The following is a 14,280-nucleotide window of genomic DNA, read 5'->3' on the forward strand; positions in this document are numbered from 1 at the left end:
GAGGTTGTGCGGGTGCATAAATTATTACTTGCTTTATTATCATTGAGTTTAGTAGGTTGCATTGATAGTAAAGAAGAAATCTTAGAAGAAAAAAACCAAGGCCTCGTTTATTGCGCTGAGGCAAATCCTGTGTCGTTCAATCCACAAGTCACAACCACAGGATCAACCATCGATATTATTGCTAACCAGTTGTACGACCGGTTAATTAGTATTGACCCTGAGACTGCTGAATTTAAAAGCGAACTAGCCACCGACTGGAAAATTAGCAAAGACGGTAAGTCTGTCACTTTTACTCTGCGCAAAGGGGTTAAATTTCATACCACCGCGTATTTTACTCCAACACGCGAATTTAACGCTGATGATGTCATTTTCACTTTCAGTCGTTTATTTGATGTATACAACCCCTATCACTTTGTCGGTGATGCGAATTACCCCTACTTTCAAAGTGTGGGTATTGACCAACTTATTCGTAAAATTGTCAGGGTATCTGATCACCAAGTTCGGTTTGAATTATTTAACGCAGAAAGCAGTTTTTTAGCGAATATGGCGACCGATTTCGCCGTGGTGCTCTCTAAAGAATATGCCATGGCGCTCAAAGCCAACAACCAAGAAAACCTATTTGATCAATATCCAGTCGGCACCGGTCCTTATATTTACAAAGAATACCGACGAGACCATTTAGTACGCTTTTATAAAAACGCTGACTATTGGAATCACGAGGTGGCACTTGAGCAGTTGGTGTACGACATTACCCCTAATGGCACCACCCGTATCGCTAAAATTCTTACCAAAGAGTGTGACGTAACTGCGCATCCTAGCAGTGCACAGTTAAGTATTTTAGCTCAGCGAGATGATATTAACGTTGAAAGGGAAACCAACTTAAACATAGGTTATTGGGCATTTAATACCGAACGCCCTCCGTTTGATAACTTAAAAGTACGCCAAGCCTTAGTGCATGCCATTGATATAGAAAAAATAATGCAGGCAGTTTACTACGGTAATGGACTTCGTGCGCGGTCAATATTACCACCCACGTCGTGGGCGTTTGAACCACAAAAGAACATGCCAATTTTCGACCCACAACTGGCAAAAAAACTATTAACTGAAGCCGGTTATGAAAAAGGGTTTGATATGAGCATTTGGGCTATGCCTGTCAGCCGTATTTATAACCCCAATGCACGAAAAATGGCAGAGCTGATGCAAAGTGATTTACGCAAAATTGGCGTTAACGTTAATATTGTCGAGTATGAGTGGAACACCTTTATTCAACGCATAGGCGAGCACCGTCACGACAGTGTATTATTAGGTTGGGCAGCAGATACGCCTGATCCTGATAACTTTTTTAGCCCGTTACTTAGCTGCACCGCGACCTTCAGTGGCAAAAACCCAGCGAACTGGTGTAATCCTGAATTTGATTTACTATTAACTAAAGCTCTCGATACGACCGATTTAAATTTACGTAAACAATATTACGACGCTGCACAAAGTATGATCATCGAACAATTACCCTTATACCCAATAGCCCACGGCATGCGTTTTCAGGCAAGTAGTGCTGATGTTGAGGGGATCACACTCGGGCCATTTGGCGCTATTTCATTGGCTAACGCGAGGAAGAAGTAATGTTATTCGATTATATTTTACGCCGCCTCGGATTGTTATTTTTCATGGTGTTATTACTGAGTATTTTTACTTTTTCGCTGAGCTACTTATTCCCTGGCGATCCACTGAGTAACTTAAGCGGCATACCAGACACTAACTTTACTCAAAATGCACAGCTAGAAGAAAAGTACCTGTTTAACAGTAACTACTTTATGCAGTACATTGCCTTTGTAGGGCGAATAGTACAAGGCGATTGGGGCGTGTCGTTTGCCTCAGGAGATAGTGTTTTTGCTCACGTGGTTGATTTAATTCCAGCGACCTTAGAGCTGAGTATTTATGCGTTAGTCATCTCGGTTGTAGTTGGCGTGCCTGTCGGGATTTTAGCATCGGCTTATCATAAACAATGGCCTGATAAATTAATTAGCTCAACAGCTATGGTTGGCTATTCTATGCCTATTTTTTGGCTCGCGTTATTACTAATTATGGTTTTTTCGCTCAAACTTGGTTGGTTTCCTATGTCGGGGCGAGTGAGCTTATTGTATGAAATACCTGCCAGTACGGGGTTTATCTTACTGGATATTTTACTTGCTGATTTTCCCTACAATGGCATGGCAATGCTTGATGCACTGCATCACCTAACGTTACCTACCATTGTACTGGCTATGTATCCGACCACTGTATTGGTACGCTTTACTCGCGAGTCAATGTTAAAAGTAATGGATCAAAACTTTATCAAAACAGCTCGCGCTAAAGGCCTTAACCGTGGGCAGCTTATTATTCATCACGCTCTAAGAAATGCATTACTGCCAGTCATAAAGCAAATTGGTTTGCAATTTAGCACCTTGATCACCCTTGCTATGATCACCGAGGTTATTTTTTCATGGCCGGGGATTGGCCGTTGGTTAATAGACAGTATTTATCAACGTGACTACCCTGCCATACAAGGGGGGTTAATGGCCGTTTCTTTTTTCATTATTATTGCGACAATTATAGCCGAACTAACATACACCCTACTCGATCCCCTGTCTCGGAACCAAGCGCATGGCAAAGTTTAATTTATTTTCAGAAGATTCAAATAAATCGCCATTAGCGAGACTATGGAGAAAATTTAAAAATAACCATCCTGCTTTGGTGGGTTTATGGGTGTTTATTGCCTTTAGTATATTAGCTGCAACAGCGCCGTTTCTTGCGCCCTATGGAGTAAACCAACAGCACAGTAATGCACTACTGCTACCACCTTCATGGAATGAAATGGGCGATGTGCGGTTTATTTTAGGCACCGATGACTTAGGCCGAGATGTGCTTTCACGCTTAATGAATGGTGCGACTTATACTTTTGGTTTGTCGGTCGTGGCTGCACTAATTACCACCATAATTGGCGTGTTAGTCGGGACATTTGCTGGTATTAGCAAAGGCATACGCTCTAGCTTTTTGAACCATTTACTTGATGTAACCTTGTCTATCCCCTCATTATTATTGGCCATTATTATTATTGCCATACTCGGTCCTGGATTAATGAATACCGTATGGGCAATTATTTTAGCGCTGTTACCACAGTTTATTCATTCCATTAGAAACCTAATCGTTGATGAGCTGGGTAAAGATTATGTCACAGCGTACCGGCTCGATGGAGCCTCTAAGTGGCATATTTTATCGCGCGGTATTTTTCCTAATGTGTATGAATATATTGTGGTTATTTTTACTATGGCCCTCTCTACTGCTATTTTAGATATTGCTGCGCTAGGGTTTTTAAAACTTGGCGCACAGCCGCCGACCACTGAATGGGGTGCTATTTTGGCCGAAAACTTAGGGCTTATTTATTTAGCGCCATGGACAGTGGCTCTTCCGGGTGTACTGCTATTTTTAGCCGTTCTTTCAACAAACTTGGTGGGCGATGGACTTCGCAAAGTTTTACAAGCGCGTAAGGCAGATTAAATGCATTTACTAGATATTCGAAATTTAACCATAGAGCTGCAAACGTCTGAAACTACTATTCGCGCTGTTGACCGGGTAAGTTTTAGTTTAAAAGAAGGTGAAGTACACGCCTTAGTGGGAGAATCCGGCTCAGGAAAAAGCTTAATTGCAAAAGCCATTGTAGGCGTACTTAACGAACGCTGGGTTATAACCGCCGATAGAATGCATTGGCGCGGTGTCGATTTAATGCGCCTCACACCAGAGCAGCGCCGTAAAACCGTCAGCCAAGACATTGCAATGATTTACCAAGATCCAAGTCGCTGCCTTGACCCTACTGCAAAAATATTTAACCAAATCGCTGAAACACTGCCTGAAGTGGCCGCCAAAGGGTTTTTCTTAAAACGCAACCGAGAGCGTAAAGATCGTGTAAAAGCACTGATACACAAAGTGGGCATTAAAAATCATGAAGCCGTGCTTGATAGCTACCCTCATGAACTCTCTGAAGGCGTTTGTCAAAAAGTCATGATAGCCATGGCCATTGCGCGTACACCTAAATTGCTCATTGCTGATGAGCCTACAACCGCACTAGAAAGCACCACCCGTGCACAGGTGTTTAGGTTATTAAAAAGTTTAAATCAGCTAAAGAACATGTCTATTTTGATGATCTCTCATGAGCTGGAAGAAATTGTTAATTGGTCGCATGGTATTCATGTGTTGTACTGCGGTCAAATGGTTGAAGCAGGTCCAACACACCGTATTTTTAGCCAACCTCGTCATCCGTATACGCAAGCTTTACTAAAAAGCCTGCCCGATTATGAGCATGGTTTAGCCCATAAAGAACCCTTTTATGCGCTTAAAGGCACTATTCCAACATTACAACATTTACCGATTGGTTGTCGACTCGGTCCACGTTGCCCACAAGCACAAAAAGAATGTGTGGTTGCGCCTAAACTTTCAAAGCATCATGGTCATAGCTACGCCTGTCACTTCCCGCTGATCAAGGAAATAAAATAATGCAGCCACTGTTAAAAGTTCAAGCCTTATCAAAAACCTTTAACATGCGAGCGGGTCTATTTAGCCGTAAAAAGTTTGATGTTTTAAAAAACATCTCATTTTGCATTGGTAAAGGTGAAACAATTGCCATTATTGGTGAAACAGGCTCAGGAAAAAGTACCCTGGCTAAATTATTAGTGGGTGCATACAGTGCCGATAGCGGGCAGATATTATTAGAGAATAACACCATAGAAAACAATGGTAATCGTGATGCGCAGTGTCGTTATATCCGAATGATTTTTCAAGACTCCGCCACCTCATTGAACCCAGCAGTGACCATTGCTGAAATGCTCGATGATTGCCTAAAATTCAATACTGATTTTGATAAAACTCAACGTAGTGAAAAAATTGGCAGTACGCTGCTTAAAGTGGGTCTACTGGTCGATCATCAGCAATACTATCCGCATATGTTTAGTGTGGGGCAATTACAGCGTGTAGCGCTCGCTCGCGCGCTTATATTAGATCCTAAGGTCGTTGTACTCGATGAGGCACTTTCGTCGCTTGACCCCTCTGTGAGGGCGCAAATAGTTAACTTATTACTTAAATTACAGCTCGAAACCGGTTTAACCTATATTTTGATCACCCATCACTTAAGTTTAGTGCGTCATATTAGCGACCAATTAGTCGTTCTCAATAAAGGTGAAATTGTTGAATACGGTCCCACTGAAGCTATTTTTCAAAGCCCACAGTCAAAGGTTACTCAACGCTTATTAAGCTGTTAATACAAAAACGAAAAAGGCGCCAATTGGCGCCTTTTATAGTTTAGCTATTATTTATTCCGCAGGTTGCGCTGCTTTTGGTACATTAAGCTCTGCTTGTTGCTTAAGCGATTCAATGAATACCGTATAGTTTTTCTGCGCTTGCGCCATCGTGATATTTTGCTTCATTTGTGGCTCAATGTTGTCACTCACTGGTGCATCATTTACCGCTTTAAGCGCAACAATCGCTGCATCACCATTGTTTAAGTTAACTACATCATATACAGCTGCATCACTAGGATGTGCCATTTTGAATACTTGGGTAACAATAGCAGGCGAAACTGCAAAGCTTTCACGAGTAAGTTGCGACTCTTGACGAACGCTTAGTGATTGCTCAGCAGCCACATCGTTTAAGCTCTTGCCCTCTTTGATTTGTGCAAATAACGTGCGTGCTTTTTCTTTAGCAAGATCCGACGCTTTTTCGTTTACTAAGCGTGTTTTAATTTGCTCGCTTACTTCGCTTAATGCTTTAGTTGCAGCCGGTTGATGCTCGTTAACACGAACCACAATCACGTGCTCATTACCAAGCTCAATTACTTCTGAGTTTACTTTATCTTCTAGTAATTCAACTGATGATAAGGCAGTCACAATCGCTGGGTTATTAAGCGGCTCAGGAAGCGCGCTAAGCGCTAATAGCGGTGTAGATTGTACTTCAACACCCGCCACTTCAGCAGCATCGTCTAAGCGGTCAGAAATCTCAAATGCTAACGCACCCATTTCTGTTTGCTTCTCGTAAAACGCATCCACTTTTTCAGCTTGTTCAAGTTCAGCACGTAAGTCAGCTTTAACCTCATCGAACGGTTTAACTTGTTGAGTTTGTAGATCAGTTAATTTGATGATGTGATAACCAAATTCAGAGGCTACTACATCAGAGTAATCACCTTTGTTTTGCAGTGCAAAAGCAGCATCTTCAAATGCAGGCTCCATGACATCACGTTCAATCCACTCTAGGTCACCACCCATTTCAGCACTAACAATGTCATCTGACGATGTCTCTGCTAGCTCAGCAAAATCAGCACCCGCATTAAGCTGTGCTAATAAAGACTCAGCTTTCGCTTTTGCCGCATCGTCATCTTCACTGTTATCAATTAAGATATGTGATACACGACGTTTTTCAGGCTCAACATATTGCGCTTTACTCTGCTCATAATATGCTTTTACGTCGTCTTCGCTTACCGATGCAACATCGATATCATCTGCATCTAACTCAATGTAATTAACTGAAATAAGCTCTGGCGATAAAAATTGCCCTGCATTTAATTCGTAGTAATCTGCCACTTCTTGATCAGTAACGTCAACATCAGCCTGCATTGCTTGTTTATCAATGACTAAATAATCAATGCTGCGAGTTTGTTGTTGCAGTGCAATGGCTGATTTAAGCTCGTTTTGCAATGCAAAGTCAGTTCCTGCAACCGCTGACACTAACTGGCTACGTGTCATATCATCACGAAGGTACTCTCGAAATGAATCAGGTTGGAAGTTCATTTGACGAATCACTTGTAAGTAACGGTCGTTATTAAACTGATCGCCAATTTTAAAATAAGGAAGCTCTAAAATTGTTTGACGAATACTTTCATCACTCACACGCAGACCCAGCTCAGTCGCTAACTGGCTTTGTAATTCTTGTTGTACTAAACGGTCAATCACGCCTTGACGTATTTGAGCCATATAAGTTGGATCGGCTGCTATTTGGGTAAAATATTCACCAAATTGTTGTTCTAAGCGGCTACGTTCATTTTGAAACGCACGGCTAAATTCTGTTTGGCTAATTTTAATTCCATTTACTTCAGCAACGGGTTGTTCTGTGGTTTGACCTAAGTAACTACCGATCCCAGCTAAGGCAAAAGATAAAATCACCGCGCCTAAAATGACTTTGGCTACCGGCCCTTGCGAACCTTCTCTGATTTTCTCAAGCATTTGTTTATCTCTTTTCTGACCAAGGTCTTTTCTACCTTGTCATATGTAAAAAAAGCGTATCTTACCAGATACGCTTTTTCACTTGAAGTAACTGGCGGTGAAGTAACTTAATTCATCGATTAGAATAATTAAGCGTATTGTTCACTCGCCATAACTAATTTGTTTACACAGTGATTAGTTTACTGCGTCTTTAAGCGCTTTACCGGCTTTAAAAGCTGGGATGTTAGCAGCAGCAATTTGAATCGTTTCACCAGTTTGTGGGTTACGACCTGCACGAGCAGCACGCTCACGTACAGAGAAAGTACCAAAACCAACAAGTGCAACTGAGTCGCCATCTTTTAGCGCGCCAGATACAGATTCGATGAATGAATCTAGTGCACGACCTGCAGCCGCTTTAGAAATGTCAGCATCAGCTGCGATTTGATCGATTAATTGAGATTTATTCACAATATCATCCTCTTTCATTGTTGTTATCAAGAGCGATTGTTTTTTTAAACTAACATCACTGTTTTGAAATTTTTGAGCATTTATTTAAAGCTCATATGATTATATTTTTCTTAAGCCTAGGCCCTGCAAGGGCTAGGCTTGAAAACCAGTGCTTAACTTATCATACCGTTTAGATTTGAAAAGCCCCTAAAAGCACTTTTTTTGGCTTTTTTACTGCTTTTTCGGTGTTTCGACTGAAAAACTATCAACTGGATGCACTAAAGCAAGCTTTAATACCTGATCAATCCATGTAACTGGGTGAATATCAAGACCCGCCAATACATTGTCAGGTATCTCTTTTAAGTCACGTTCGTTAATTTTTGGAATGATGACCGTTTTAATCCCACCACGGTGAGCCGCTAATAATTTCTCTTTTAAACCACCAATAGGCAACACTTCACCACGTAAGGTAATTTCACCTGTCATGGCTACATCAGAGCGCACCGCATTACCGGTTAAGCTTGAAACCAAACACGTTACCATTGCAATACCGGCACTTGGGCCATCTTTAGGTGTTGCGCCCTCAGGTACGTGTACGTGAATATCGCGTTTTTCATAAAAGTCGCTATTAATACGCAGCTCATCAGCACGATTACGCACAACGGTCATCGCCGCTTGAATCGACTCTTGCATCACATCGCCTAACGAGCCGGTGTAAGTCAATTTGCCTTTACCTGGTACTGCAGCACATTCAATCGTGAGTAAGTCACCGCCTACTTCTGTCCATGCAAGGCCTGTAACTTGACCAATACGGTCGCCGTCTTCTGCTTTACCGTAATCAAAGCGTTGCACACCTAAGTACTCTTCAAGGTTATCTGCATCAATTGTCACTGTTTTAGTGTCTTTTTCGATTAAGATATTTTTAACCGCTTTACGACATAGCTTAGATACTTCACGCTCTAAATTACGCACGCCCGCTTCACGGGTGTAATAACGGATAATACCAATGATGGCACTGTCGGCAATTTCAACTTCTTTAGCTTTTAAACCGTTACGCTTAATTTGCTTAGGAATTAAGTGCTCTTTAGCAATATTTAGCTTTTCGTCCTCGGTGTAACCCGATAATCGAATCACTTCCATGCGGTCTAATAAAGGACCTGGAATATTAAAGCTGTTTGAGGTTGCCACAAACATGACATCAGATAAGTCGTAATCAACTTCTAAATAATGATCCGCAAAGTGACTGTTTTGTTCAGGATCCAGTACTTCTAATAATGCTGATGCAGGGTCACCGCGCATATCCGCTGACATTTTGTCAATTTCATCTAACAAGAATAATGGGTTTTTAACGCCCACTTTAGTCATGTTTTGAATTAACTTACCAGGCATAGAACCAATATAAGTACGACGATGCCCACGAATCTCAGCCTCATCGCGTACGCCACCCAGTGCCATACGAACGTATTTACGACCCGTTGAACGCGCAATAGACTGCCCAAGTGATGTTTTACCTACCCCGGGCGGTCCAACTAAACATAAGATTGGCCCTTTAAGTTTATTTGTACGCTGTTGTACTGCGAGGTACTCAATAATGCGCTCTTTAACTTTATCAAGTCCGTGGTGGTCGCTATCTAATCTTTTTTGCGCGCCGGCTAAGTCTTTTTTCACCTTGGAGCGTTTTTTCCACGGTACGTTAATTAACGTATCTATGTATGAGCGAACAACACTGGCTTCTGCCGACATTGGCGACATCATTTTAAGTTTGTTAAACTCTGCTGTGGCTTTTTCTTTCGCTTCTGATGGCATACCTGACTCTTCGATGCGTTTTTTTAGCGCTTCGAATTCATCTGGCACATCGTCAATTTCGCCAAGCTCTTTTTGAATCGCTTTCATTTGCTCATTGAGGTAATACTCACGCTGCGATTTTTCCATTTGCTTTTTAACGCGGGTACGAATTTTTTTCTCAACTTGCAATAAGTCTATTTCACCTTCCATCAGCGCCATTAAGTACTCTAAACGTTCTGTAACGCTAGATATTTCAAGTACTTTTTGTTTTTCAGGCACTTTCAATGGCATATGTGCTGCCATAGTGTCAGCAAGACGCGCAGGCTCATCAATACCCGATACCGAGGTCATGACTTCAGGTGGGATTTTTTTATTTAATTTTACATAGCCTTCAAACTGGCTTAATGCACTGCGAATAAAGATATCTTGTTCTTGTTCGTTCACTAAATCCGATTCAATAAACTGTGCATTGGCAACGAAAAAGTCTTCGTTATCAACAAACTCTTCGATATTCGCACGTTGTGTGCCTTCAACTAATACTTTTACTGTACCATCGGGTAGCTTTAATAATTGAAGTACAGTCGCAATTGTCCCAACACGATAAATATCGTCTTTCTCAGGCTCATCTACAGTTGCATCTTTTTGTGCAACTAAGAAAATTTGTTTGTCTTTATCCATTGCCGCTTCAAGGCATTTTATTGATTTTTCACGGCCTACAAAAAGCGGGATCACCATGTGTGGATACACCACCACATCGCGCAGTGCTAGCACAGGGATTTCGACTCGATCGTTTCTCTCAAGCGTCATTGTATTTTCTCTTTGCACTTCATTTATTTAAAGATTACTCAAGTATATGGGGATAACCTAATTAAAGTTCAACAATTTTTGTTAACTCGATTAAATTAATTATAAAAAAAGGAGCCATTGGCTCCCTTTTTTTATAATTAGCTCAGAATTTAATCTGCCGCAGCGTGTTCTTGATTACTGCTATCATAAATTAAGATAGGATCAGACTCGCCTTTAATAACGGTTTCATCAACAACCACTTTGCTAACGTTATCAATTGAAGGCAGCTCATACATGGTATCAAGCAATACACCTTCTACGATTGAACGCAGGCCACGTGCACCGGTTTTACGTTCCATTGCTTTATGAGCAATAGCACGCAGTGCATCATCACGAAATTCAAGCTCAACGTCTTCCATCCCAAACAATACTGAAAACTGTTTAGTAATGGCGTTTTTAGGCTCACTTAAAATTTGTACCAGTGCAGCTTCATCAAGTTCAGTCAATGTAGCAACAACAGGTAAACGGCCAATAAACTCTGGAATTAAACCATATTTTACTAAATCTTCTGGCTCAACATCTTTAAATGTTTCACTTAAAGAGCGGCTCGCTGCCGACTCTTTAACGTCAACACCAAAACCAATACCGGTGTTTTTGTGGCTACGCTGCTCAATAACTTTATCAAGACCAGCAAATGCACCACCACAAATAAACAGTATTTTAGAGGTGTCTACTTGCAGGAACTCTTGCTGTGGATGTTTACGTCCACCTTGTGGCGGAACAGAAGCCACTGTACCTTCAATCAGTTTAAGTAAGGCTTGTTGTACACCTTCACCTGATACATCACGGGTGATTGATGGGTTATCTGATTTACGTGAAATTTTGTCAATTTCATCAATGTAAACAATACCACGTTGTGCTTTTTCTACGTCGTAGTCACATTTTTGTAAAAGCTTTTGAATGATGTTTTCAACATCTTCACCCACATAACCGGCTTCGGTTAGTGTGGTGGCATCGGCCATTGTAAACGGCACATCTAGCAAACGTGCTAACGTTTCAGCTAGTAGTGTTTTACCACTCCCCGTTGGACCAATTAATAAAATATTACTTTTACCTAGTTCGACGTCTTGTTTAGTTGATTGGTTGCGTAAACGCTTGTAGTGATTGTAAACCGCTACAGACAACACTTTTTTCGCATGCTCTTGGCCAATTACGTAGTCGTCTAAGTGGTTACGAATTTCTTTTGGCACAGGTAATTTGTCAGCGGCATCATGCTTAGGCGCGATGTCTTTAATTTCTTCCCTGATAATATCATTACACAGCTCTACACATTCATCACAAACGTATACTGAAGGTCCTGCAATTAATTTTCGAACTTCATGCTGGCTTTTGCCGCAAAAAGAGCAGTATAACAATTTATTACTTTTGTCGCCGTCTGTAGGAGTGTCAGACATTCAGCTACCTCATTTTATTACGTTGGCCACCAAAGTCTTGGTGGCTATTTTAATACGCTTTAACTATACCAAAATTTAGGCTTTTTCGCATAGTAACTCTCATTAGCAAGCATTACTGCTTGCAGGCATACTTACTTGCTACCGCGATTAGTAAATACTGAGTCAACAATACCGTAATCTACAGCTTGGCTTGCACTCATAAAGTTATCACGGTCTGTATCGCGTGAAACAACGTCAAGCGGTTGGCCAGTATGCTCAGCCATTAAGCGATTTAATTTGTCTTTAATAGACAGGATTTCTTTCGCGTGTATTTCAAAATCAGATGCTTGACCTTGGAATCCACCTAATGGTTGGTGAATCATTACACGTGAATTAGGTAAACAAAAACGTTTACCCTTAGCACCACCAGATAGTAAAAACGCACCCATGCTAGCCGCTTGGCCCACACAAATAGTACTTACATCAGGTTTGATGAAATTCATTGTATCGTAAATAGCCATTCCCGCAGTGACCGAGCCACCCGGTGAATTGATATATAAGAAGATATCTTTATCTGGGTTCTCTGATTCTAAGAAAAGCATTTGCGCTAAAATCAGATTTGCCATGTTGTCTTCAACTTGGCCCGTTAAAAAGATAATACGCTCTTTTAATAGTCTCGAATAAATATCAAACGAGCGCTCGCCTTTAGCTGTTTGCTCAACAACCATTGGTACTAATGCGTTTAGGGGATCTGTCATACCAGTGTTCATACTTATTTAATTCCTTATGCGCTTATACTTATTCTAAGAAAAGCATAATGATCATTTTTAGCTAATTAAGAACCACAAACTAAAATGGCCCGGGCACACTGCATAAACAGAGTAACACGAGCCATTTAATCGTTAGCGAGCGCTTAAGTCAATGACTTATTATGCACCTTGCTGTGGATTCATGATGTCATCAAATGCTTTTTCAACATCAGTCACAGTTGCTTTAGCTAAAATAGCTTCAACAGCTTGCTCTTCCATTGCTACATTACGCATTTGTTGCATTAGTTGATCATTTGCTTTGTAGTATTCTACTACTTCAGTTGGATCTTCGTATGCAGATGCTACAGTAGCGATAAGTGCTTCAACTTTAGCGTCATCAACTTTGATGTCGTTTGCTTTGATCACTTCGCCTAATAATAGGCCAGTTTTAACTCGTGTAACTGCTTGCTCATGGAACAATTCAGCTGGAAGCTCAGGCATATTTTGACCGTTACCACCAAAACGTTGAGCAGCTTGCTCACGTAAAGCGTCAACTTCTTGGTCGATTAATGCTTTAGGCACTTCAACTTCGTTTTGCTCTAAAAGACCTTTGATTGCTTGGTCTTTTACGTTAGCTTTAACCGCTTGGTCTAGCTCACGTGTCATGTTCTTTTTAACTTCTTCTTTAAGCGCGTCTACGCCGCCTTCGGCAACACCGAATTTAGTTGCAAACTCATCGCTTAATTCAGGTAATTCTTGCGCTTCAACTTTTTTCACTGTGATAGTGAATTGAGCCGCTTTACCTTTTAAGTTTTCAGCGTGGTAATCTTCAGGGAAGTTTACATCAGCAACAACTTCTTCGCCTGCTTTTTTGCCTACGATGTTGTCTTCAAAACCTGGGATCATACGACCTTGGCCAAGTTCTAATGGGAAATCTTCAGCTTTGCCGCCTTCGAATTCTTCACCGTCGATAGTACCAACGAAATCAACCGTTACACGGTCGTTTGCGCCAGCAGCTGCATCAACGTCAGCCCAAGAAGCGTGTTGCTTACGAAGTGTCTCTAGCATGTTTGCTAAATCTTCGTCAGTTACTTCTACCGCTGGTTTTTCAACAGCAATTTTATCTAAACCTTGAACTTCAACTTCAGGGTAAACTTCAAATGTTGCTGAGAACTCTAAATCTTTACCTGCTTCAAGTGCTTTTGGAGCAAATGTAGGTGCGCCAGCAGGGTTAATTTTTTCAGCAACAATTGCTTCAATGTAATTACGTTGCATTACTTCGCCAGCAACTTCTTGACGAACAGCTGGTCCGAAACGCTTGTTGATTACTGATACTGGAACTTTACCAGCACGGAAACCGTCGATACGCTGCGTTTTTGACAGTTGTTGTAAGCGTTTTTTTACTTCGGTCTCAACGTTCTCTGCAGGAACGGTGATGGTCAGACGGCGCTCAAGGCCTTGAGTCGTCTCAACAGAAACTTGCATGATTTACCTCAATATTCAATTTTGGCGACTTTTCGCCTTCATTACAAACAAAGTAATCTATAGGCGTCTTGATAAAATTCAAGCCTTAGAGCTTAAAAAAATCCGTCGCTACCAGGAGATACCATTGCTGCTCTGCCCTAAGGGCACTATATTTTTAAACAAATAGACGCGGCATTATAACCTAATATTCATGATAGTCGAGTGTAGGGGGCAATTATTTGGGGTAGATCAGGCTAGATAACGACTAAGCGAATAAAAAACAGACTAATTAAGTGAAAATACGATTAATAAAGAAAAAATTAAGAGTGTTGTGTAATAAAAGTAGAATTTAGATGTTTTTTACTTAGGGGAAAATGGTCGGCGATGCAGGATTTG

Annotated in this window: 11 protein-coding genes; 5 read left to right on the top strand and 6 right to left on the bottom strand. The window is 41.2% G+C overall.

Annotated features, from left to right (window positions below; all coding sequences use genetic code 11):
* Positions 1–12: 12 nt before the first annotated feature.
* The 5 genes from CWC14_RS00275 to CWC14_RS00295 are packed head-to-tail and all read left to right on the top strand — an operon-like array spanning position 13 to position 5,288.
* Positions 13–1,620, top strand: a complete 1,608-nt coding sequence (locus tag CWC14_RS00275; protein ID WP_024601798.1) for an ABC transporter substrate-binding protein — start codon at positions 13–15, stop codon at positions 1,618–1,620.
* Positions 1,620–2,654 (top strand): ABC transporter permease subunit, encoded by a 1,035-nt coding sequence (locus CWC14_RS00280; protein WP_008111022.1) that lies wholly within the window; start codon positions 1,620–1,622, stop codon positions 2,652–2,654. The genes CWC14_RS00275 and CWC14_RS00280 overlap by 1 nt, the downstream gene beginning before the upstream one ends.
* Positions 2,641–3,534, top strand: coding sequence for an ABC transporter permease subunit (locus CWC14_RS00285; RefSeq protein ID WP_013465445.1), 894 nt, complete (start codon positions 2,641–2,643; stop codon positions 3,532–3,534). Before CWC14_RS00280 ends, CWC14_RS00285 begins: the two co-directional genes overlap by 14 nt.
* A complete protein-coding gene (locus CWC14_RS00290; RefSeq protein ID WP_138560645.1) occupies positions 3,535–4,527 on the top strand; it encodes a peptide ABC transporter ATP-binding protein in 993 nt (330 codons plus the stop codon).
* The gene (locus tag CWC14_RS00295; RefSeq protein ID WP_024601796.1) at positions 4,527–5,288 is read left to right on the top strand and encodes an ATP-binding cassette domain-containing protein; all 762 of its coding nucleotides are present in this window, start codon (positions 4,527–4,529) and stop codon (positions 5,286–5,288) included. The genes CWC14_RS00290 and CWC14_RS00295 overlap by 1 nt, the downstream gene beginning before the upstream one ends.
* A gap of 51 nt (positions 5,289–5,339) precedes the next feature.
* On the opposite strand, the gene ppiD is transcribed toward CWC14_RS00295, so the two are convergent.
* The 6 genes from ppiD to tig all read right to left on the bottom strand — a co-directional run bounded on the left by ppiD (position 5,340) and on the right by tig (position 13,905).
* The gene (gene ppiD / locus CWC14_RS00300) at positions 5,340–7,241 is read right to left on the bottom strand and encodes a peptidylprolyl isomerase (protein WP_138560647.1); all 1,902 of its coding nucleotides are present in this window, start codon (positions 7,239–7,241) and stop codon (positions 5,340–5,342) included.
* 174 nt (positions 7,242–7,415) lie between these two features.
* Entirely contained in the window at positions 7,416–7,772 is a 357-nt protein-coding gene (locus CWC14_RS00305; protein WP_255314649.1) for an HU family DNA-binding protein, read from the bottom strand.
* A gap of 126 nt (positions 7,773–7,898) precedes the next feature.
* Entirely contained in the window at positions 7,899–10,259 is a 2,361-nt protein-coding gene (gene lon / locus CWC14_RS00310; protein ID WP_138560649.1) for an endopeptidase La, read from the bottom strand.
* A gap of 149 nt (positions 10,260–10,408) precedes the next feature.
* Positions 10,409–11,692 carry an ATP-dependent protease ATP-binding subunit ClpX gene (gene clpX, locus CWC14_RS00315; protein ID WP_036953768.1) on the bottom strand — a complete coding sequence of 428 codons (1,284 nt, stop codon included), beginning with the start codon at positions 11,690–11,692 and terminating at the stop codon, positions 10,409–10,411.
* Positions 11,693–11,823: 131 nt separating this feature from the next.
* Positions 11,824–12,441: an ATP-dependent Clp endopeptidase proteolytic subunit ClpP gene (gene clpP, locus CWC14_RS00320; protein WP_008111041.1), complete on the bottom strand. Its 618-nt coding sequence runs from the start codon at positions 12,439–12,441 to the stop codon at positions 11,824–11,826.
* A gap of 159 nt (positions 12,442–12,600) precedes the next feature.
* Entirely contained in the window at positions 12,601–13,905 is a 1,305-nt protein-coding gene (gene tig, locus CWC14_RS00325) for a trigger factor (RefSeq protein ID WP_010388062.1), read from the bottom strand.
* Between the last annotated feature and the right edge of the window lie 375 nt (positions 13,906–14,280).

This window comes from Pseudoalteromonas sp. S3260 (assembly GCF_005886925.1).
Classification (GTDB): Bacteria; Pseudomonadota; Gammaproteobacteria; order Enterobacterales; family Alteromonadaceae; genus Pseudoalteromonas; species Pseudoalteromonas tetraodonis.

Excerpts from the sequence above, each read along its gene's own strand:
- CWC14_RS00280 (WP_008111022.1), top strand. The coding sequence starts at position 1,620 with ATGTTATTCGATTATATTTTACGCCGCCTCGGATTGTTATTTTTCATG.
- CWC14_RS00285 (WP_013465445.1), top strand. The coding sequence starts at position 2,641 with ATGGCAAAGTTTAATTTATTTTCAGAAGATTCAAATAAATCGCCATTA.
- CWC14_RS00290 (WP_138560645.1), top strand. The coding sequence starts at position 3,535 with ATGCATTTACTAGATATTCGAAATTTAACCATAGAGCTGCAAACGTCT.
- CWC14_RS00295 (WP_024601796.1), top strand. The coding sequence starts at position 4,527 with ATGCAGCCACTGTTAAAAGTTCAAGCCTTATCAAAAACCTTTAACATG.
- ppiD (WP_138560647.1), bottom strand. The coding sequence starts at position 7,241 with ATGCTTGAGAAAATCAGAGAAGGTTCGCAAGGGCCGGTAGCCAAAGTC.
- lon (WP_138560649.1), bottom strand. The coding sequence starts at position 10,259 with ATGACGCTTGAGAGAAACGATCGAGTCGAAATCCCTGTGCTAGCACTG.
- clpX (WP_036953768.1), bottom strand. The coding sequence starts at position 11,692 with ATGTCTGACACTCCTACAGACGGCGACAAAAGTAATAAATTGTTATAC.
- clpP (WP_008111041.1), bottom strand. The coding sequence starts at position 12,441 with ATGAACACTGGTATGACAGATCCCCTAAACGCATTAGTACCAATGGTT.
- tig (WP_010388062.1), bottom strand. The coding sequence starts at position 13,905 with ATGCAAGTTTCTGTTGAGACGACTCAAGGCCTTGAGCGCCGTCTGACC.